Here is a 20,428-nt window from a genome sequence, read left to right on the forward strand (position 1 = left end):
GAAAAACCACCGCACGAACGGGACCCGGCCGAACCACCGCACGAACGGGACCCGGCCGAACGAGACCCGGGAAAAGGTCAGGCGGCGGTGGCCATCTTGCGGAGGCGGGCCAGGGCGTCGCGCTCGATGCGGCGGGCGCGGTCGCGGCCGATGCCGTAGCGCTCGCCGACCTCGGTGAGCGTGTGCTCGCGCCCGTCGATCAGGCCGTAGCGCCAGCGGAGCATCTCGCGCGTCTGCCCCTCCAGCCCGGTCAGCCACTGGTCCAGGCGCTCGCGCTCCAGGATGTCCATGGCCTGCTGCTCGGGGTCCGCCCACGTCTCGTCGGCGATCATGTCGCCGAGCTCCGTCTCGTCCTCGTCGCCCACCCCGAGCTGGAGCGAGACCGGGTCGGAGGCCCAGCGGCGCAGCTCGCGGACCCGCTCGATCGGCAGCTCCAGCACCGCCGCCAGGTCGGCGTCCGTCGGCTCGGCGTCGAACTCGGCCAGCATGTCGCGGCGGACCCGCATCAGCCGGGTCATCTGCTCCCCGGCGTGGGTGGGCAGCCGGACCGGGCGGGCCTGCTCGTGGATCGCCCGGCCCACGGACTGGCGGATCCACCAGGTGGCGTAGGTCGAGAACTTGTAACCGCGCCGGTAGTCGAATTTCTCCACCGCGCGGACCAGCCCGAGGTTCCCCTCCTGGACCAGATCGATCAACGGCATTCCGCGCCCGGAGTATTTGCGCGCGACCGCCACCACAAGACGTAGATTGGCCTGGATGAACTCGTCCTTGGCCCGCCGCCCCGAAACGGCCAGCCGCTCGAGCTCCTCGTCGGCGGCGTCGCCGATCCTCGGCTCCGTCGACCCGCCGTCCAGCAACTGCTCCGCGAAGAGGCCCGCCTCGATCCGCTTCGCGAGCTCGACCTCCTCCTCCGCGGTCAGCAGCGGGACCCGCCCGATCTCCGCCAGGTAGGTCCCGAGCAGGTCCCGATCCGAGACGTGCTGGTCCTGCGTCCGATTCCCCGTCGGCCTTGCCATTCGATGGCACCTCGCTCCGCCTGCTTATGGCGTGCCCGCCCGCTCGCTCATACGCCCCGCGCGCACGGACACGTCGCTTGCCTAATCAACGCACGGATCAGGGCAAAGATTCCCTAAAGAACTACGCCCGGAGGACGGTTTCGCTTTCCTCCTCAAGGAGGATGCCTCCGGGTTCCACGACATGAGCGGTGCGGGCTACCCGGGCTTTCCCCTTTCAAACGGCCCGGCGGCCTTCTTTCCACACCTGCAGCACCAGGGGTACCCCCGGGCGGTAGGCGAGGTGGACGTAGGAGGGCGCGTCCAGGATCACCAGGTCCGCACGGGCCCCCACCGTGAGCGCGCCGACGTCGGTGCGGCGCAGCGCCGCCGCGCCGCCGCCCGTGGCGGCCCGGACCGCCTCCAGCGGCGTCAGCCCCATCTCCCGTACGGCCAGCGCCACGCAGAACGGCATGGACGAGGTGAAGGAGGAGCCCGGGTTGCAGTCGGTGGCCAGCGCCACGGTCACCCCGGCCTCCAGCAGGCGGCGGGCGTCCGGGTACGGCGAGCGGGTGGAGAACTCCGCCCCGGGCAGCAGGGTCGCCACCACCCCGGCGGAGGCCAGCGCCTCGACGTCGGCGTCGGTCAGGTGGGTGCAGTGGTCGGCGGAGGCGGCGCCCAGCTCGGCCGCGAGCAGCGCGCCCGGCCCCTCCCCCAGCTGGTTGGCGTGCACGCGCGGCAGCAGCCCGGCCTTCACCCCGGCGGTGAGGATCTCCCTGCTCTGGTCGGCGTCGAACGCGCCGCGCTCGCAGAAGACGTCCACCCAGCGCGCGTACGGCGCGCAGGCCGCGAGCATCTCCCCGGTCACCGTGCGCACGTAGTCGTCGGCGGAGGCGGCGTCGGAGGGCACGACGTGCGCGCCCAGGTACGTCGTCTCCTCGGTGAAGCCCCGGGCGATCTCCAGGCAGCGCCGCTCGTCCTCGACGGTGAGCCCGTAGCCGCTCTTGATCTCGACGGTGGTCGTGCCCTGGGCGAGCATCTCCGCCACCAGCGCGGCGGTCCCGGCCGCGAGCTCGGGCACGGTGGCCGCGCGGGTGGCCTCGACCGTGGTGCGGATGCCCCCGGCGGTGTAGCGCTCCCCCGACATGCGGGCGGTGAACTCGGCGGTGCGGTCGCCCGCGAAGACCAGATGGGCGTGGCTGTCGACGAACCCGGGGACCACGCAGCGGCCGCCGACGTCCACGCGCTCGTCCGCTCCCGGGTCGTCCCCCGCCCGGCCCGTCCACACCACGCGGCCGTCCTCGACGACCAGCGCGGCGCCGGCGACCTCCTCCCGCTCGGGGTCGCCGGTGTACAGCAGGCCGATCCGGTCGAAGACCGTGCTCGTCACACGCCCACCCCTCGCGCCTCGGCGATCGCGGTCTCCAGCAGCGCGCCCACGTCCCCCAGGACGTGCCGCCCCTCGGCGACGACCTGGCGGCCCCCGGAGACCACCGAGTGCACGTCGGCGGCCGTGGCGGCGAAGACCACGGCCTCGGCCGCGCCCGGCCCTCCGGCGGACGCGCCGCTGCCCGCCGTACGGACCGAGTCGAGCCGGACGGAGACCAGGTCGGCCCAGGCCCCCGGGCAGAGCGTGCCCGCGTCGGGGAAGCCCAGCGAGGCGTGCCCGGCGGCGGTGGCGGCCGTCAGCAGCTCGGCGGCCCGCCAGTGGCCGCGCCGCTCGGTGGCCAGCCGCTCGTCCAGCTCGACCGCGCGGGCCTCCTCGAACAGGTCGACGACCGCGTGGCTGTCGGAGCCGAGCGTGATCGGCGAGCCCGCCTCGAACATCGCCCGCGCCGGGCCGATGCCGTCGGCCAGGTCCCGCTCGGTCGTCGGGCACATGCACACGTACGTGGTGGACTGCCCGAGCAGCGAGACGTCCGCCTCGGAGACGTGGGTGGCGTGCACCGCGGTCGTGCGCGGGCCGAGCACGCCGTGCTCGTGCAGCACCTGGACGGGCGTGGCGGAGTACATCTCGACGCAGGCGGTGTTCTCGGCCCGCTGCTCGGAGACGTGGACGTGCAGCGGGACCCCGTGGTGGTGGGAGAAGGCCGCGACCGTGCGCATGTGCTCGGGCGGGACGGCCCGGACCGAGTGCACGGCCGCGCCGACCTCCACGTCCGGCGCGCCGTCGTAGGCGGCGCACAGGGCCTCGGCGCGCGCGGCCCACCGCTCGGCGTCCCCGTCGGTGAACCGGTGCTGGACCCCGTCCAGCGCGACGCCCATCCCGCCGCTCAGGTAGCAGGCGTCCAGCAGGGAGATCCGCAGCCCCGCCTCGCGCGCCGCCGCCACGAGCGCGTGCCCCATGGCGTTGGGGTCGTCGTACGGCGTGCCGTCCGGTCCGTGGTGCAGGTAGTGGAACTCGCCGACGCAGGTGATCCCGGCGAGCGCCATCTCGGCGAACGCCGCCCTGGCCAGCCGGAGGTAGGAGTCGGGGTCCAGGGCGCGGGCCACGCCGTACATCTGCTCTCGCCAGGTCCAGAAGCTGCCCCTCTCCGCCTGGGTCACCCCGCGCAGGGCCCGGTGGAAGGCGTGGGAGTGGGCGTTGGCGAGACCGGGGAGGGTCAGGCCGCGCAGGCGGACCGCCCCGGCCGGCGGTTCGGCCACGCCGGGCGTGACCGCCGTGATCCGGGAGCCCCCGACCGTGACGACGACGCCCGCGGCGACCTCCCCCGGCGGCAGCCAGGCCAGCTCGCACCAGTAGGTCAGCTCCGACACAGCTCCTCCAAGGTGGCGGCGAGGGCGGCGACGCCCAGGTGGCAGTCGGACGCCTCCGCGTGTTCTTCCGGAGAGTGTGAGATGCCCGTTGGATTGCGTACGAACACCATCGCGCTGGGAACCCCGGCGGCGGCGAGGATCCCGGCGTCGTGCCCGGCGCCGGTGGGCAGCACCGGCACGGGTCCGGCGGGCGCTTCGGAGACCGTGTCCCGGACGTCCTCCGGATGCGGCCCGGCGGCCGTACGGTGCGCGGCGGACCGGGCCGCGGCGACGGCGGCCCCGGCGGCCGACGCCAGGCGGTCGCGCAGGGCGGCGTCGAAGTCCACGGCCGGGGTCCACGACTCCTCGCCCACCTCCGCCCCGGAGGACTCGGCCAGCTCGGCGACCAGGGCCCGGACCGCGCCGGTGTCCCCGCCCCGGGCGTCCAGCCAGGCGGTGACCAGGCCGGGGATGGCGTTGGCGCTGCCGGGCGAGACGCGCAGCCTGCCGAAGGTGGCGACCACGCCGCGGCGCCGGGCGGCCTCGCGGGCCTGCAGCACGGTCCGGGCGAAGGGCAGCATGGGGTCGTCGCGGTCCTCCAGCCGGGTGGTGCCCGCGTGGTCGGCCCGGCCGCGGAAGTCGAACCGCCAGCGGCCGTGCGGCCAGATCGCGCTCGCGACGCCGACCGGGGCCCCGGCGTGCACCAGCCCGCGGCCCTGCTCGACGTGGAGTTCGACGAAGACGCCGACGTGCCCGAGGGTCTCGTCGTCCCGGCCGAGCGCGCCGGGGTCCCGCCCGGCCCGGCGGAGCACGTCGGCCAGGGAGGAGCCGTCGTCATCGGTCAGGCCGCGGGCCCGGTCGGGGTCGAGGACGCCGGTGAGCAGCCGGGAGCCGGTGCACGGGACGCCGAACCTGGCCCCCTCCTCGTCGGTGAAGCAGGCGATCCCCAGCGGCCGGTCCGGCCGGAAGCCCCGGGCGTCGAGCAGGTCGAGGGCGGCGAAGGCCGACACGATCCCCAGGGGGCCGTCGAAGGCGCCGCCCTGCCGTACCGAGTCGAGGTGGCTGCCGGTGACCACCCCGGGGCGCCGCGACGGGTCGCCCCGCCAGGCCCAGAGGTTGCCGTTGCGGTCCTCGCGCAGGTCCAGGCCGCGCCGGGCGGCCTCCTGCCGGAACCACTCCCGCAGTTCCAGGTCGGCGGGCGACCACGCGTCGCGCAGGTAGCCGCCGGTCCGGCCGTCGCGTCCGAGGCGCTCGATGGCGCCCCACATCTCGTCGAACACCCTCCCATTATGTGAATGAATCCATTCATTGGCGATACGGCGGACCGATATGGAGCCCGAAAGGATCACTTAAGGCGCCGTTAAGGCGACGTCTGCCAGCATTCCCGGCACACGGGCCTCCCGTCTCCGGCCCGTCCGGCGGAAGCCACGGTGCGGCGCGCGCGGACGGGCCGGTCCACCATCGTCGATCGCGCGCGGCCCGGGGCCGCGCCAAGGAGTTGATCAGGTGTCGAGACAGCGCATCATGTCGTCCCTCGCCGTCGCGGCGGCCGCCGCGGGCGCGCTCACGGTCACCGGGCCGGCGTCCCCCGCCTCCGCCGCCGACTGCGCGGCCGCGTGGAACTCGGCGACGGCCTACACGGGTGGTGCGAACGTCTCCTACAAGGGGCGCAACTGGTCGGCCAAGTGGTGGACCCAGAACGAGACCCCCGGAGCCGCCTCCTCCGGCGTCTGGGCCGACAAGGGAGCGTGCGGCGGCTCCACCACCCCCGCGCAGCCGCCCGCGACCGGGACGTGCAGCCACCCCGCCTGGGCGGCCGGCAAGTGGTATCCCGCCGGTTCGATCGTCAGGTACACCGACGGGAAGTACTACCGGGCCGAGCACGACAACCCGGGCTACGACCCGGTGATCAGCACGTGGTACTGGGAGCCGCACGCCTGCGGCGGCTCGAACCCCGGCCCCTCGACCCCGCCCCCGTCGAACCCGTCGGACCCGTCGGGCTTCGTCGTCAGCGAGGCGCAGTTCAACCAGATGTTCCCGAACCGGAACTCCTTCTACACCTACAAGGGCCTGACCGCGGCCCTGAGCGCCTACCCGGGCTTCGCCAGGACGGGCGGCGACACGGTGAAGAAGCAGGAGGCCGCGGCCTTCCTGGCCAACGTCAACCACGAGACCGGCGGCCTGGTCCACGTGGTGGAGCAGAACACCGCGAACTACTCGCACTACTGCGACCGGAGCCAGCCGTACGGCTGCCCGGCCGGCCAGTCGGCGTACTACGGCCGCGGCCCGGTCCAGCTGAGCTGGAACTTCAACTACAAGGCGGCGGGCGACGCGCTCGGCGTCAACCTGCTGGCCAACCCGAACCTGGTGCAGACCGACGCGGCGATCGCCTGGAAGACCGCCCTGTGGTACTGGAACACCCAGAGCGGCCCCGGCACGATGACGCCGCACAACGCGATGGTGAACGGCCGCGGCTTCGGTGAAACGATCCGCAGCATCAACGGCAGCCTGGAGTGCGGCGGCCGCAACCCCGCGCAGGTGCAGAGCCGGATCAACTCCTACCAGAGGTTCGCCCAGATCCTGGGCGTCACCCCGGGCGGCAACCTGAGCTGCTGACGCGGCGGGACCGCGGCATGGAGGAGAGGGGCACGGCCGGGCGGGCCGTGCCCCTCTCGCGTCTCCGGCCGGTTCGCGGACCCCATCGGCACCGGTCCACCGGACCCACCGCCGGTCGGTTCACGGGCCCCACCGCCGACCGGTCCCCGGGACCTCTGACGGTCAGTTCGCGGGTCCCGCCGAGGGGCGGACCGTGATCTCGGTGACGTGGGCGTCCGGGGAGGCGGTCACCGCCGCCAGCACGGCCCGCGCCACCGAGTCCGCCCGCAGGTACTTGTCCGGCTCGTAGGCGCCGTTCTCCTGCTCGCGCACCCCGCGCTGCATGTCGGTGTCCACCCGCCCCGGGTAGACCGTGGTCACCCGCAGCCCCGGCTCCTCCAGCCGGAGCGCGTCGGCGAAGGCCCGCAGCGCGAACTTGCTCGCGGCGTAGGAGCCCCAGGTCGGGTTGGCCCGCTGCCCGGCGCCGGAGTTGACCAGCACGACGTGCCCGCCGCCGGCCCGCAGGGCGGGCAGCAGCAGCCGCGTCAGCTCGGCCACCGCGACCACGTTGACCTCCATCGTGCGCCGCCACACCTCGGCCGGGGTCTCCTCGATCCGCCCCAGCGTCACCACGCCCGCGCTGTGGACCAGCACGCCGAGCCGGTCGATCCCGGCGACGTCGGCCGCGGTCACGGCGGTCAGCTCGACCGGCCAGGGCCGCGCGCCGGGCAGCTGCGCGGCCACGCCGTCCAGCGCGTCGCGGTCGCGCCCGCCGAGCAGCAGGTCGTGGGTGGGGGCCAGGGCGCGGGCCACGGCGGCCCCCACCCCTCGGGAAGCTCCGGTGACCAGTGCGGTCGGGCGTGCTGACATGCGGCCAACCCTAGCCGGGCCGGCGGAGCCGCCCGGGCGGGGGCTCTCCTCCTTGCTCTCCACTTGACAGGTATACAAATTTGAATAAAAACTTGAGTATGTCCTCCACTCGTGTTCTCCTTCTCGGTGTGCTCCTCGACGGACCCCTGCACGGCTACGAGGTACGGCGCCGCCTGGAGATGTGGGCCGCCGACACCTGGGCCAACGTGGCCTACGGCTCGATCTACCACGGCCTCGGCAAGATGGCGGACGAAGGCCTCCTCCACCGCGTGGAGGAGGGGAAGGGCGGCAAGACGCTCTATGAGATCACCGAGACGGGCCGGGCCGAGTTCATGGCGCGGCTGATGAGCCACTGGTGGGAGATCAAGCCCATCGTGGACCCCTTCCAGGTGGCGCTGACCTTCATGGACCGCCTCTCCCCCGCCGATCTGACCGGCGCGATGGAGGCGAGGGCGGTGCAGCTGCGGGCCGCGATCGGGATGTTCGGGCGGGCGATCCAGGCCAAGCGCGGCCATGGAGCGCCCCGGCACATCGACGAGACCCTCCGCCTCAACGCGGCCCAGCTCCAGGCCCAGCTGACCTGGATCGAGGAGGCCCTCGGCAGGGTCAGGGACGGCGAGCTCCCCTGAGGAGCCCGCCGGACACAGCGGGGACACCGCGGGGCACCACGGGGGCACGGCGGAGACGCAGCGGGGACGCAGCGGGACACGCGGCGCCCTGCGGAGCGGCTCGCCCTTCCCGTACGGCCCCGCGTCCGGAACGTCCGGAGAACACCTGGAAAACCTGTTGCCCCTCCCCCCGGGAGAGGCACCATGCTCGGCACCCCATCGTGAACGGAGACCAGATGATCATCGAAGCGCACGACCTGCGCAAGACCTTCGTCGCCAGACGCGGGCGCGGCAAGACGGAGGAGGTCGAGGCCGTGCGGGGCATCGACCTGTCCGTCGGCGAGGGCGAGATCTTCGCCTGCCTCGGCCCCAACGGCGCGGGCAAGACCACCACGGTCCGCATGCTCGCCACCTTCACCGTGCCCACCTCGGGCACCGCACGGGTGGCCGGGTTCGACGTGGTGAAGGAGGCCGCCAAGGTCCGGGAGAAGATCGGTTACGTCGGCCAGGCCGGCGGGATCGACGACAACGCCCCCGGCCGCGAGAGCCTCGTCATGGCCGCGCGGATCGCCGGGCTCTCCCGCGGGCAGGCCCTGGGCCGCGCCGACGAGCTGATGGCCGCCTTCAGCCTGGCCGAGATCGCCGACCGGCCGGTGAAGACCCTCTCCGGCGGGCAGAAGCGGCGCTTCAGCCTGGCCATCGGGCTGGTCAACCGGCCGCCGCTGGTCTTCCTGGACGAGCCCACCACCGGCCTGGACCCGCAGAACCGCGCCAACCTCTGGGACGAGATCCGCGCGCTGCGCGACCAGGGCACCAGCGTCCTGCTGACCACCCACTACCTGGACGAGGCCGATGCGCTCTGCGACCGGCTGGTCATCGTCGACCACGGCCGGATCGTCGCCGAGGGCACCGCGGCCGAGCTCAAGAAGGAGGTCGCCGGCGACGTCGTCACCCTCCGGCTCGACGACCAGGCCGCGGCCCGCGCGCTGCTGGACGCCGAGCCGTACATCAAGGAGACGCAGGAGGAGGGCGGGTCCCTGCGGGCCTACCTCGACGACGGCGAGCACAACCTGCCGGCGCTGCTGCGCGCCCTGGAGGCGGGCGGCCTGGCCATCCGGTCCATCTCCCTCGACCGGGCCACCCTCGACGACGTCTTCCTGAAGCACACCGGCCGCTCCCTGCGCGACGCCGCCTGACCCCCGAGAGGAACGACCCTCCGATGTTCCGCCACACGATGCTGTTCCTGGGCTACGAGCTCGGGAACCTGCGCCGCAACCCGGCCTGGCCCATCCTCGGCATCATGCAGCCCGTCCTCTACCTGCTGCTGTTCGCCCCGCTGCTGACCAGCATCACCCCGAACGGCACGCTCGAAGAGGCGCTGGTCGTGTTCACGCCCGCCGCGCTGATGATGATCGCCCTGTTCGGTTCGATGTTCGCCGGGTTCGGCATGATCAACGAGACCCGCAACGGGGTGCTGGAGCGGCTCGCCGTCAGCCAGGCCTGGCGGCCGGCCATCATCCTCGGCCGGGTGGCCAAGGACATGATCATGCTGGTCCTCCAGTCGCTGGTCATCCTGGGCGTGGCCGCGCTGATGGGCCTGCGGATCGGCCTGCCCGCGATGGGCCTCATGCTGCTGCTCATGGCGGTGACCGGCCTGTTCGCCGCCAACCTGTCGTACGGCCTGGCGCTGGCGGTGCGCGACGAGAACGGCATGTCGCAGATCGTGCAGTTCTTCCTGCTCCCACTGATGCTGCTGTCCGGCCTGATGCTGCCGATGTCGGTCGCCCCCGACTGGATGCAGACCGTGGCGAGGTTCAACCCGCTCTACTACGCGGTCGAGGCCGGCCGCGCCATGTTCGCCGGGGACTACTCCGACGGCACCATCCCGATCGCCTTCGGCCTCTTCCTGGTCCTGGGCGTGCTCACCCTGACCTGGTCGGTCCGCTCCCTGCGGAAGCTGGCCGGCTAGACCCGCCCCCGGCGGCCGGGCCTCCGTCCGCCGCCGGGGAAAACGGGGCACGGACCCCCGGAGGACGGGCAGGGCCCTCGGAGACGGGCAGGGGCCGACCTCCCGGGAGCCGGGGTGCCGGTCAGCAGACGAAGACCCCGGCCCGGTCGGTCATGCGTTCGTACTCCTCCAGCCGGGCCTGCGTGCGCAGCGGCGCCGCGTCCGCCATGGCCTCCACCAGCACCATGGCCAGGGCGAGCGGCGCCGCGTGCGAGTCGAACACCAGCCGCTCGCCCACCGGCGCGGCCAGGACCACGTCGGCGTCGAACGGCACGTCCCGCCGGTCGGTGATCACGGCCGTCCGCAGGCCGATCCCGCGGGCGTCCGCCAGGGCCCGCACGGCCTCGGCCGGGTAGCGCGGCAGGACCACCGCGAGCAGCCAGGCCGCCCCCGCCCGGCGGGCGGCGTGCAGCCCGTCGGCCAGCTCCGACCCGCCGTGGACCAGCAGCCGCACGTCCGGGTGGATCCGCCGGGCGTAGTAGGCGAACGTGGTGGCCAGGCCGCTGGAGACGCGCAGTCCCAGCACCGGCAGCGGCTCGCACCCGGCCAGTGCGGCGCCCAGCTCCGTGATCGCCGACGGGTCGGCCAGCCCCTCCCGGACGGCGCGGAGGTTGCCGACCTCCGCGTCGATCGCGGCCTGCAGGCCGTTGGCGCGCGGGGCGGCCCGGCCGCCCGCTCCCGCACCGGCGGGCGCGTGCGGGTCCGCCGCGCCGTCGTCCCCGCCGACGACGAGGGGGCGCAGCGCCTGCCGGAGCTCGGGATAGCCGGCGAAGCCGAGCGCCATGGCGAACCTGGTCACCGACGGCTGGCTCACCCCGGCCCGGTCCGCCAGCTCCACGCTCGACAGGAAGATCGCCTCCGCGAGGTGGCCGTCCAGGTAGCGCGCGATCCGCCGCTGCGCCGGCGAGAGCCTCCGGCCCTCCAGAAGTCGCTCGAGTCCGTCGCCCACGCCCCCTCCAACCGGCCGGGTCCCGCGGTCATTCCCGCGATCCCGCCGCCTCCCGGCACCGCCGTCGTTCCCGGCACCGCCGTCGTTCCCGGGACCCTCGCCTCCTCCCGGCACCGCCCTCAGTCCCGGGTCTCCGGCGACTCGCGCATCGGCACCCGGACGCCGCGCTCGTCCGCGACCGCGGCGGCCTCCTCGTAGCCGGCGTCGACGTGGCGGATCACACCCGTGCCCGGGTCGTTGACGAGGACCCGGCGGAGCTTCTCCGCGCCCAGCGCCGTGCCGTCGGCGACCGTGACCTGTCCGGCGTGGATCGACCGGCCGATCCCGACGCCGCCGCCGTGGTGGATGGAGACCCAGGCGGCCCCGGAGGCCACGTTGAGCATGGCGTTCAGCAGCGGCCAGTCGGCGATCGCGTCGGAGCCGTCGAGCATCGCCTCGGTCTCGCGGTACGGGCTCGCCACGGAGCCGCAGTCCAGGTGGTCGCGGCCGATCACCAGCGGGGCCTCGATCTCGCCGGAGGCCACCATGTCGTTGAACCGCTCCCCGGCCAGGTGGCGCTCGCCGTACCCGAGCCAGCAGATGCGGGCGGGCAGCCCCTGGAAGTGCACCCGCTCTCCGGCCATCCGGATCCACCGGGCCAGCGGCTCGTTGTCGGGGAACAGCTCCAGGATCGCCCGGTCGGTCCTGGCGATGTCGGCCGGGTTCCCCGACAGCGCGGCCCAGCGGAACGGGCCCTTGCCCTCGCAGAACAGCGGCCGGATGTAGGCGGGCACGAAGCCGGGGAAGTCGAAGGCGCGCCCGTAGCCGGCCAGCCTGGCCTCGCCGCGGATCGAGTTGCCGTAGTCGAAGACCTCGGCGCCCGCGTCGGCGAAGCCGACCATGGCCTCCACGTGCCGGGCCATCGACTCGCGCGCCCGCGCGGTGAAGGCCACCGGGTCCTTGTCCCGTTCGGCGGCCATGTCGGCGAAGGCCACGCCGAGCGGCAGGTACATCAGCGGGTCGTGGGCCGAGGTCTGGTCGGTGACGATGTCGATCTCCGCGCCCCGGCGGAGCAGTTCGGGGACGGCCTCGGCGGCGTTGGCCTCGACGCCGATGCTGAGCGGGCGGCGCGCGTCGCGGGCCTCGTAGGCGAGGCGGAGCGCCTCGTCGAGGTCGGCGGCGCGGACGTCGAGGTAGCGGTGCTCGATGCGCCGCTCGATGCTGCGGGGGTCGCAGTCGACGCAGATCGCCACGCCGCCGTTCATGGTGACGGCCAGCGGCTGGGCGCCGCCCATGCCGCCGAGCCCGGCGGTCAGCGTGATCGTCCCGCTCAGGGAGCCGCCGAAGCGCTTGGCCGCCACGGCCGCGAAGGTCTCGTAGGTGCCCTGCAGGATGCCCTGCGTGCCGATGTAGATCCACGACCCGGCGGTCATCTGCCCGTACATGGTCAGGCCCGCGGCCTCCAGGCGGCGGAACTCCTCCCAGTCGGCCCAGTCGGGCACCAGGTTGGAGTTGGCGATGAGCACGCGGGGCGCCCACTCGTGGGTGCGGAAGACGCCGACCGGGCGGCCGGACTGCACGAGCAGCGTCTCGTCGCCCTCCAGCGTGGTGAGCGTGCGGGTGATCGCGTCGAAGGAGCGCCAGTCGCGGGCCGCCCTGCCCGAGCCGCCGTAGACGACGAGCTGCTCCGGATGCTCGGCCACCTCGGGGTCCAGGTTGTTCTGGAGCATGCGGAGCGCCGCCTCCTGCGGCCACCCCTTGGCGGTGAGCGTGGTGCCGCGCGGCGCGCGGACGGTTCGGCTGCCGGTCATGGCCGAGCCTCCCTGATGACATGAATGAACGCATTCATATTTGTCACTCGCAGGCCACGGGTCAACCCGGGAAGGGAAGCACCCCGGGGAGTGACTCCCCGGGGTGCCTTCTCACTGCCGGCCACCGTCCCGGACCCGCCCCGCACGGACGGGGCCGGGGGATCGGCGCGGCGGGCGCCCGGAGGCGCCCTGAACGGAGGAGAGACTCCGTAGGAGGCGGGATGCCCCCACCCACCCGAAAAAACCGACTTTTAGCACTATTTTCCCAGGTCACACCCTCATCAGAACTGAGATTTTGTCAGGAGTCCACGGAGACGGCTTCCTGACCGACTTCCGCATCAGGTACGGCGGCGCCTTCCGCGGCGGACACCGCGGCCTCCCCGGCGGTGCCCCCAGCACCAGGCACGGCGACGGGCACGGCGGTGTCCTCGGCGGCGACCAGGAACTGGGTCGCGGCGAGCTCCCGGTAGAGCCCGTCACCGGCGAGCAGCTCCTCGTGGGTGCCGGCGGCCCTGACCCGGCCCGCCTCCATCACCACGATCCGTTCGGCGCGGGTCACCGTGGACAGCCGGTGCGCGATCACCAGCACGGTCGTCTCCCGCGCCACCTCGGCGATCACCTCGCGCAGGCGCAGCTCGTTGACCGCGTCGAGCTGGGAGGTCGCCTCGTCCAGCAGGAGCAGCCGGGGGCGGCGCAGCAGCGCCCGCGCGATGGCCACCCGCTGGCGCTCTCCCCCGGAGAGCATGACGCCGCGGTGGCCCACCTTGGTCTCCAGCCCTTCGGGGAATCGTGTGACGAGGTCCTCCAGGCGGGTCAGCCCGAGCACCCGGTGCAGGTCCGCCTCCGTCACGTCCGGCGCGGCGAAGACGAGGTTCTCCCGGAGCGTGCCGTCCAGCACCGGCGCGTCCTGCTCCACGTAGCCGAGGGCGGCCCGCAGCTCGGCCAGCGGCCACTCCCGGACGTCCCGGCCGTCGACGGCGATCGTCCCGGCCTGGTGGTCGTAGAACCGCTCCAGCAGGGCGAACACCGTGGACTTGCCCGCCCCCGACGGGCCGACCAGCGCGGTCATCCCGCCCGCCGGGACCTCGAAGGACACGTCGTGGTGGACCACCGGCCGGTCGTCACCGTAACGGAAGGCGACGTTCTCGAACACCACCCCGGCGGGAGCCGCCCGCCCGGCCGGCTCGGCGGCGGACGGGGCCGCTGCGCCGGATGCCGCGCCGATCCCCGTCCCCGTCCCCGTCTTCGCCCCCGTGCCCGTGCCTGCCTCCATCCCCGTGCCCGGCGCCGTCCCGATCCCCGTGTCCGGCCCCGCCTCCGTGCCCGGCGCCGCGGCTCCGGGCCCCCGCTGTGCGGCCGCCTCCTCGACCGGGAGCTCCTCGACCTCCCGGATCCGCCGCACCGCCGCCAGGCCGCCCTGCACCTGGGTGGCCCCCTGGACCAGCTGGCCGACCGGCGCGACCAGGTAGAACAGGTAGAGCAGGAAGGCGATCAGCGACGACACCTCCAGCGTGCCGGAGGCGACCCGCGCCCCGCCGATGCCGAGCACCGCCACGAAGGCCAGCTGCGCGGCGACCCACGCGGAGATGCCCGCCATCGAGGTCCACCAGGCGACCGCGACGCCCCGGTCCCGGGCCTGGCGGGCCGCCTCCCCCACCGCCGCGATCTCCCGGTCCTCGGCGCCGCTGGCCTTGACCGTGCGGAAGGCCTGCAGCACCCGGTCCAGCACCGCGCCCATCTCGCCCACCGAGGCCTGCGCCTCGACCGAGGCCCGCTGGATGCGCGGCATGACCAGTCCCACCAGCCCGCCGACCAGAACCAGGATCACCAACGTGACCAGCAGCAGGAACCCGTCCATGAGCGCCATCATCACGATCGCGCCCACCAGCATGAACACCGCGCTCACCGACTCGACGATCCCGTCGGTGAACACCGCGCGCAGCAGGGTGGTGTCGGAGGTGACCCGGGAGAGCAGGTCGCCCGGCTTGAGCCGGTCCACCTCCGAGACGCGCAGCCGGAGCATCCGGTCCACCAGGCTCCGCCGGGCGGAGAAGACGATGCCCTCGCCCATGCGCTCCAGCATGTACCTGCCGAACGCGCCGACGGCCGCCCCCAGGATCACCGCGGCGGTCAGCCCGATCACCGGCCCGGCCAGGGACCGCTGCTCGCCGAACGCGTCGATCACCGTCTTGGCCAGCAGCGGCATCGCCAGCCCGGCCAGCGAGCTGACCAGGCTGAGCACCCCGCCGAGCGCGAGCACCCCCCGGTACGGCCGGACATAGCCCAGCAGCAGCCTCCAGGACCCGACCCGCCCGGCCCCGCCGAGCGGTCCGGGATCCTCTCCCGATCCGGCTTCCCCGATCCCCTTGGTCGCTTCGGTCTCGGCCACCCTCATCCCTTCCGCACCGGCGTGACCGTCCCCCGGCCGCCGTCCTTCCTGTCTACCGCCCATGCCGTCTCCTCGAGCGTTTCGCCCGTTTCCATAGACCAAAGTCGTCTTTCGCCAATCAAAGGCGACGCAGTCAACATAGGTTGACGAGATGGGCGGCGTCAACGGAAATTGACGGAGGTGGCAGACTCACACCATGTCGAACGCCGTACCGGATACCGCGCCGAACAGACCACTGGATGCCGTACCGGGCACCGGGCCGAGCACCGGGCCCGATGCCGAGGCCCGTCTCGTGACCCGGTTCGGCTCTGAGGTGCGCGGCTGGCTGGCCGCCCTGCCCGAACTCGTCGGGCGACTCGCCGTACGGTGGGACCTGGAGGTCACCGAGGCCGTCCCGCACGGGAGCACCTCACGCACCTTCCGGGTACGGCGGGCGGACGGCTCGGCCGCCTTCCTGAAGCTGACTCCGGAGCCGGAGATCTGCGCCGCCGAGGCCCTCGCCCTGCGAGTCTGGACGAGCAGTCCGCACGTCGTCCGACTGATCGACGCCGACGAAAGGGCCGGAGCGCTGCTCCTGGAAGCCGTGGAGCCCGGCACGCGCGTCAACGAGCTCGCCGTACCGCCCTCCCCGGAGCAGGTGTCGGCCCTGCTGCGCTCACTCCGGGTGAAGGAGGCCCCCACGGAGCTGCCGCCGCTGCGGGAGCGGGTGGAGTTCCTCTTCGAGCTCACCCGGCGCAGGCTGCGATCCGGCCCCACGACTGGAGGCATCGATGCCGCGGAGACCGGCGGACTCCTCAGGACCGCCGAGCGCCTGCTCGACCGCTCGCTGCCCGCCGCGCTCGCCCTGACCGACGGCGGCCCCGCCGGCCTGGTCCACGGTGACCTGCACCCGGGCAACGTCCTCGACGGCGGGGCACGCGGCCTGGTCGCCATCGACCCCCGCCCCAGCGTGGGCGACCCGGCCTTCGACGCGGTGGACTGGGTCCTCGGCGGCGGCGCGGCCCACGCGGAGGAGACCGCCGCCCGGCTCGATCTGGAGGACGCCGACCGCGTCACGGCCTGGTGCCGGGCGCTGGCGGCCGTCGTCGCGGTCCCCCGCCTCGCCCGCGGCCGTCACGACGACGAGACCGCTCGGCTCCTGGAGCTCGCCGGGCAGGTCTGAAGCGGATCAGTGAGCGCGGCGGGCGGCGTGCTCGCGGCGCGCCTCGGCCACGGTCTCCAGGATCTCCTCCTGGGTCCGCAGCAGCTTGGCCTCGGCCTCCTCGGTCCGCCCCTCGGCGGCCAGCCGGCGGTTCCCGGTGCTCCTGCCCAGCGCGCGCTTGGCCCGGGCCTTCAGTTCACGCAGACCGAACTTCTCCACGAGGCTCACTCCTTCGTCAGGCTGGCCGACCACCTACCCGGGCCCCGCTCGGCCATGCGTTTCCGAACGGGTTTCGGGCAGCCCTCACGCCCTTGCTCCCTTCCCTGCATGAGCGAGAACTCCGATCGCCTGCCGCTGACCCGGCCTCCGGCTCGGAGGAATCACTAATGCGATCGGTAGGCATCCGCCCGGTGCTGGATGGTGACCACTTGGACCACGACGCGATCGTCATCGATCAGATACAGCACGCGATACTCTCCTCGGCGCGCAGACCACTGCGGGGCGAGAGGCTCGTCCAGCGGTTTTCCCACTCGGCGAGGATTGTCCAGCAGTGGCCCGGTGATGAACTCCCAGACTGCGGGCACCACCTTGGCCGGTAGCCGTTCGGCGAGGTCCTGCCTGGCTCTGCGGGTGAGGTGAAGTTCGTATCGTCCGCTCACAACCGGCCGGCCCGACGAAGCTCGGCCTCCACCTCGGCCTGGGAGTGGGTGCGTCCGGCCTCCAGATCGGCGAGCCCTTCATGGATCGCCGCCACGGCCTCGGAGGAGGAGAGGATCTCGATCATTTCACGCATCGTCTCGTAGTCGTCGGCCGCCATCAACACCGCAGCGGGCACCCCGTTACGTGTGATCTCGAATCTCTCGTGCGTGCTCACGGCGGACTCCACGATGCCCGACAACCGCGCCCGGGCGTCAGCCAAAGGAAGAACTGTCATGTACATAATTATAGGCAACAGAGTCCGGCCGACGGCCTTTCAGGATCACGGTCGTTTCTCCGCTTGTCATCAATCGATGTCGGGAACGTCGAAGTCGTAGTCGGCGTCGCCCTCCTCGGCCCGGCGGAGCTTGATGTCCTCCACCCACGCCGTGGCGAACAGCCGGATCTCCCTGATCCGGCCGGTGTCCGCCCCGCACGCCTCGAAGTCCTCGTCGGCGATCAGGTCGACGAACTCCAGCCGCATCATCAGCTCGGCGAGCGAGAAGTCGCCGGTGCGGAGCCGGCCGAGACGCTCCAGTTCGCGGAAGCCGTACGACTCCCACACGCCCGCGACCGCGGCGACGTCACCGGCGAGGCCGCGCTCGTGCAGGGCGCGCATCATCGATCCGACGGTCTCGTCCGGGATCTCGTCCGGCACCGTGCCGGGTGGGAACATGCTCATGACTGCAGCATGCCCGCCGAACCGGAGATTCAGCGGCGGGGGCGCAGCCGGGTGGAGGGCAGGTCGTGGCGGCCGGAGACGAACTCCTGGAAGGCGATCTTGGCCTGGATGACCGGGCGGCGCCAGCGCTTCTCCCGCCGCACCGCGCGGGCCATCAGGCCGGGCCGGGGACGGCGCGCGGCCGGCGCGTAGAACCAGTGGGCCCAGGGCGAGCCGGGTCGGGCCAGCCGCAGCGCACCGAAGATCAGCAGGACCGGGACGAACAGGCCGACCAGGCCGGTCCAGATCTTGCCCTTGAGCAGCGTGACGACCGCCAGCAGCAGGTTGGCGACGATGAGGCCGACCGCCGTCCAGGGGCCCTGCGGGGTCTCTCCGGAGTCCTCCCAGCCCAGCGGGCGCAGGCCGAGCAGGAGCAGGCCGGTGACCGCGACCGCGACGAACACGGCGTCGACGGAGGTGCGGCCCTCCTCCTCCCAGTAGACGTCGTGCAGGTGCAGGATCAGCGCGAACTCGTCCAGGATCAGGGCCGCGCCGACGCCGAAGAGGGCGGCCGTCACGGCGTACCAGGTGTCGGAGACGCCCGACACGAGCAGCCCCGCGACCCCGCTCAGCAGGGTGAGCACCACGCCGAACACCACGTGGTGGATGTGCATCTCACCGACGCTGACGTTGCGGAACCAGCCGATCTTCGCCCGGATGAGCCGGACGTTGACGCGGGTGAACACGAAGGCGACGATCAGCGCGACGAAGAAGCAGAACAGCGGCAGCCGTCCTGTCTCGATGATCCGTTGCTGGAACCACTCCCCCACAGTCCGTCCAGGTTATGCCAGGAACCCCCGCAGGAGCGCCGCGGTGCCCTCCAGGTGCTCGGCCACGGCGCGGCGGGCGGCGTCCGGGTCGCCGGCCAGGATCGCGGCGACGATCGCCTCGTGCTGGACCGCGGCGTGCTCGATGTTGCGCTGGAGCACCGGGATCGCGTTCAGCAGGTCGGTGACCCGCAGGCGCGCGTCGGCGCAGGCGGCGGCGAGCAGCGGGGAGCCGGTCAGCTCGGCGATGGACAGGTGGAAGGCGGTGTCCAGGCGGCGGTAGTCGTCGGGCCCGGCGGAGTTGACCTCCGCCAGGCGGCGGCGGAGCGTCTCGCGCCACTCCCCGGCCGGCTCGGCGGTGGCCAGCACCTGGGCCGCGCCGCACTCGACGGCCGTGCGGAAGGTGAGCGCGTCGGCCAGGTGGCCGGTGCCCATGTCGGCCACGGCCCGGCGCAGGTCCCCCCGCCGGGGCGGGGGCGGGGCGTAGGTGACGAACGCGCCGCCGTACCGGCCCCGGCGCACCTCCAGGTAGCCCGCCTCGGCCAGCGCGCGGATGGCCTCGCGCAGCGTGACCCGGCTGATCCCCAGCCGCGCGGCGAGCTCCCGCTCGGGCGGCAGCTTCTCCACGACGAGCCCGAGCTTGACCGCCTGGAGCAGCCGCTCCACCGTCTCCTCGAAGGCGTTGCCCGACCGCACCGGCCGCAGCACCGCCGTCAGCGGCGACTCGTCCAAACATCACCTCCGGCTCTTGACAACCCCGTCCTCGGTGCACATCAATGGTCTGATAGTAGCCCAATGAGATTCCGGCGAGGAGGGCGCGTGGACCTCAGCGAACTGCGCAGCGAGGTGGCGGCCAGGCGGATCGACACGGTGCTGCTGGCGGTCGCCGACATGCAGGGCCGCCTGCAGGGCAAGCGGCTGTCCGCGCGCTACTTCCTGGAGGAGGTCGCCGAGCACGCCGCCGAGGGCTGCAGCTACCTGCTCGCGGTGGACGTCGACATGAACACCGTGGACGGCTACGCCATGTCGTCGTGGGACAGCGGGTACGGGGACTTCGTGATGCGGCCCGACCTGTCCACCCTGCGCCGGGTGCCCTGGCAGGAGGGCACGGCCATGCTCATGGCCGACCTCGTCTGGGAGGACGGCTCGGACGTCGCGGCCTCGCCCCGGCAGGTCCTGCGCCGCCAGCTCGCCCGGCTGGCCGAGCACGGCTGGGACGCTTTCGCCGGCACCGAGCTGGAGTTCGTCGTCTACGGCGACACCTACGAGGAGGCCTGGCGCCGCGGCTACCGCGACCTGACCCCGGCCAACCTCTACAACGTCGACTACTCGCTGCTCGGCACCGCCCGGATCGAGCCGCTGCTGCGCCGGATCCGGCTCGGCATGGAGGGCGCCGGGATGTACGTCGAGTCGGCCAAGGGCGAGTGCAACCTCGGCCAGCACGAGATCGCCTTCCGCTACACCGACGCCCTGGCCACCTGCGACAACCACGCGGTCTACAAGAACGGCGCCAAGGAGATCGCCGCCCAGGAGGGCATGTCGCTGACCTTCATGGCCAAGCCGAACGCCCGCGAGGGCAACTCCTGCCACATCCACCTGTCGCTGCGCTCGCCGGACGGCGACCCGGTCATGGCCGGGCCGGGGCCGTACGGACTGTCGGAGACCGGGCGGCGCTTCATCGCCGGGCAGCTCGCCTGCCTGCGGGAGTTCACCCTGCTCTACGCGCCGAACGTCAACTCCTACAAGCGGTACGCGCCGGGCAGCTTCGCCCCCACCGCCGTCCGGTGGGGCGTGGACAACCGGACCTGCGCGCTGCGCCTGGTCGGCGGCCACGGCGCGTCGCTGCGGGTCGAGAACCGGGTGCCCGGCGGCGACGTCAACCCCTACCTGGCGGTCGCCGCGATGATCGCGGCCGGGCTGCACGGCGTCGAGAACGGGCTGGAGCCGGGCGAGCCGTTCGCCGGCAACGCCTACGCCTCCGGCTCCGAAACGGTCCCGGGCACGCTGCGCGACGCCCTGGCCCTGTGGGAGGGCTCCGGACTCGCCCGCGACGCCTTCGGCGAGGAGGTCGCGGCGCACTACGCCAACGCCGCCCGGGTCGAGCTGGCCGCCTTCGACGCGGCCGTCACCGACTGGGAGCTGGTGCGCGGATTCGAACGGATGTGA

Annotated in this window: 20 protein-coding genes; 6 read left to right on the plus strand and 14 right to left on the minus strand. The window is 73.2% G+C overall.

Annotated elements, in window-relative coordinates:
* Window positions 1–77: 77 nt before the first annotated feature.
* The 4 genes from IEZ06_RS20085 to IEZ06_RS20100 form a co-directional block, all read right to left on the minus strand.
* Window positions 78–1,016, minus strand: a complete 939-nt coding sequence (locus IEZ06_RS20085; protein WP_068894996.1) for a sigma-70 family RNA polymerase sigma factor — start codon at window positions 1,014–1,016, stop codon at window positions 78–80.
* 214 nt (window positions 1,017–1,230) lie between these two features.
* Entirely contained in the window at window positions 1,231–2,382 is a 1,152-nt protein-coding gene (gene hutI / locus IEZ06_RS20090; RefSeq protein WP_189238251.1) for an imidazolonepropionase, read from the minus strand.
* Window positions 2,379–3,749 (minus strand): formimidoylglutamate deiminase, encoded by a 1,371-nt coding sequence (locus IEZ06_RS20095; RefSeq protein ID WP_189238252.1) that lies wholly within the window; start codon window positions 3,747–3,749, stop codon window positions 2,379–2,381. The genes hutI and IEZ06_RS20095 overlap by 4 nt, the downstream gene beginning before the upstream one ends.
* Window positions 3,737–4,996 carry an allantoate amidohydrolase gene (locus IEZ06_RS20100; RefSeq protein ID WP_189238346.1) on the minus strand — a complete coding sequence of 420 codons (1,260 nt, stop codon included), beginning with the start codon at window positions 4,994–4,996 and terminating at the stop codon, window positions 3,737–3,739. The genes IEZ06_RS20095 and IEZ06_RS20100 overlap by 13 nt, the downstream gene beginning before the upstream one ends.
* A 238-nt stretch (window positions 4,997–5,234) precedes the next feature.
* Between IEZ06_RS20100 and IEZ06_RS20105 the strand changes: the two genes are divergently transcribed.
* Window positions 5,235–6,344, plus strand: coding sequence for a glycoside hydrolase family 19 protein (locus tag IEZ06_RS20105; RefSeq protein WP_189238253.1), 1,110 nt, complete (start codon window positions 5,235–5,237; stop codon window positions 6,342–6,344).
* Between the two features lie 162 nt (window positions 6,345–6,506).
* On the opposite strand, the gene IEZ06_RS20110 is transcribed toward IEZ06_RS20105, so the two are convergent.
* Window positions 6,507–7,193, minus strand: coding sequence for an SDR family oxidoreductase (locus IEZ06_RS20110; RefSeq protein ID WP_189238254.1), 687 nt, complete (start codon window positions 7,191–7,193; stop codon window positions 6,507–6,509).
* A 98-nt stretch (window positions 7,194–7,291) separates the two neighbouring features.
* On the opposite strand from IEZ06_RS20110, the gene IEZ06_RS20115 reads away from it, so the two are divergent.
* The 3 genes from IEZ06_RS20115 to IEZ06_RS20125 all read left to right on the plus strand — a co-directional run bounded on the left by IEZ06_RS20115 (window position 7,292) and on the right by IEZ06_RS20125 (window position 9,770).
* Window positions 7,292–7,822 carry a PadR family transcriptional regulator gene (locus tag IEZ06_RS20115; RefSeq protein WP_189238255.1) on the plus strand — a complete coding sequence of 177 codons (531 nt, stop codon included), beginning with the start codon at window positions 7,292–7,294 and terminating at the stop codon, window positions 7,820–7,822.
* A gap of 215 nt (window positions 7,823–8,037) precedes the next feature.
* A complete protein-coding gene (locus IEZ06_RS20120; protein WP_189238256.1) occupies window positions 8,038–8,997 on the plus strand; it encodes an ATP-binding cassette domain-containing protein in 960 nt (319 codons plus the stop codon).
* Between the two features lie 23 nt (window positions 8,998–9,020).
* Window positions 9,021–9,770: an ABC transporter permease gene (locus IEZ06_RS20125; protein ID WP_189238257.1), complete on the plus strand. Its 750-nt coding sequence runs from the start codon at window positions 9,021–9,023 to the stop codon at window positions 9,768–9,770.
* A 121-nt stretch (window positions 9,771–9,891) separates the two neighbouring features.
* Here the strand turns inward: IEZ06_RS20125 and IEZ06_RS20130 are convergent, their stop codons facing one another.
* From IEZ06_RS20130 to IEZ06_RS20140, 3 genes are all read right to left on the minus strand, one after another.
* Window positions 9,892–10,758: a MurR/RpiR family transcriptional regulator gene (locus IEZ06_RS20130; protein ID WP_189238258.1), complete on the minus strand. Its 867-nt coding sequence runs from the start codon at window positions 10,756–10,758 to the stop codon at window positions 9,892–9,894.
* Between the two features lie 119 nt (window positions 10,759–10,877).
* Window positions 10,878–12,548, minus strand: coding sequence for a urocanate hydratase (gene hutU / locus IEZ06_RS20135; protein WP_189238259.1), 1,671 nt, complete (start codon window positions 12,546–12,548; stop codon window positions 10,878–10,880).
* A gap of 298 nt (window positions 12,549–12,846) precedes the next feature.
* Window positions 12,847–14,835, minus strand: a complete 1,989-nt coding sequence (locus IEZ06_RS20140) for an ABC transporter ATP-binding protein (RefSeq protein WP_229798457.1) — start codon at window positions 14,833–14,835, stop codon at window positions 12,847–12,849.
* A gap of 298 nt (window positions 14,836–15,133) precedes the next feature.
* Between IEZ06_RS20140 and IEZ06_RS20145 the strand changes: the two genes are divergently transcribed.
* Complete coding sequence (locus tag IEZ06_RS20145; protein WP_189238260.1) at window positions 15,134–16,099, plus strand: aminoglycoside phosphotransferase family protein; 966 nt, start codon at window positions 15,134–15,136, stop codon at window positions 16,097–16,099.
* A gap of 6 nt (window positions 16,100–16,105) precedes the next feature.
* On the opposite strand, the gene IEZ06_RS20150 is transcribed toward IEZ06_RS20145, so the two are convergent.
* The 6 genes from IEZ06_RS20150 to IEZ06_RS20175 form a co-directional block, all read right to left on the minus strand.
* Window positions 16,106–16,297, minus strand: a complete 192-nt coding sequence (locus IEZ06_RS20150) for a CsbD family protein (protein WP_068894980.1) — start codon at window positions 16,295–16,297, stop codon at window positions 16,106–16,108.
* Between the two features lie 164 nt (window positions 16,298–16,461).
* Entirely contained in the window at window positions 16,462–16,737 is a 276-nt protein-coding gene (locus tag IEZ06_RS36480) for a type II toxin-antitoxin system RelE family toxin (protein WP_189238261.1), read from the minus strand.
* On the minus strand, window positions 16,734–17,012 hold the full coding sequence (locus IEZ06_RS20160; protein WP_229798435.1) for a type II toxin-antitoxin system Phd/YefM family antitoxin: 279 nt from the start codon (window positions 17,010–17,012) through the stop codon (window positions 16,734–16,736). Before IEZ06_RS20160 ends, IEZ06_RS36480 begins: the two co-directional genes overlap by 4 nt.
* 69 nt (window positions 17,013–17,081) lie before the next feature.
* The gene (locus IEZ06_RS20165; protein ID WP_189238263.1) at window positions 17,082–17,456 is read right to left on the minus strand and encodes a hypothetical protein; all 375 of its coding nucleotides are present in this window, start codon (window positions 17,454–17,456) and stop codon (window positions 17,082–17,084) included.
* 29 nt (window positions 17,457–17,485) lie between these two features.
* Window positions 17,486–18,265, minus strand: coding sequence for a hypothetical protein (locus IEZ06_RS20170; protein WP_189238264.1), 780 nt, complete (start codon window positions 18,263–18,265; stop codon window positions 17,486–17,488).
* A gap of 12 nt (window positions 18,266–18,277) precedes the next feature.
* Window positions 18,278–18,994 (minus strand): FadR/GntR family transcriptional regulator, encoded by a 717-nt coding sequence (locus tag IEZ06_RS20175; RefSeq protein WP_189238265.1) that lies wholly within the window; start codon window positions 18,992–18,994, stop codon window positions 18,278–18,280.
* 63 nt (window positions 18,995–19,057) lie between these two features.
* Between IEZ06_RS20175 and IEZ06_RS20180 the strand changes: the two genes are divergently transcribed.
* Entirely contained in the window at window positions 19,058–20,428 is a 1,371-nt protein-coding gene (locus IEZ06_RS20180; RefSeq protein ID WP_189238266.1) for a glutamine synthetase family protein, read from the plus strand.

The sequence above is a fragment of the Planomonospora antibiotica genome (assembly GCF_014647955.1).
In the GTDB taxonomy this organism is placed as follows: domain Bacteria; phylum Actinomycetota; class Actinomycetes; order Streptosporangiales; family Streptosporangiaceae; genus Planomonospora; species Planomonospora parontospora.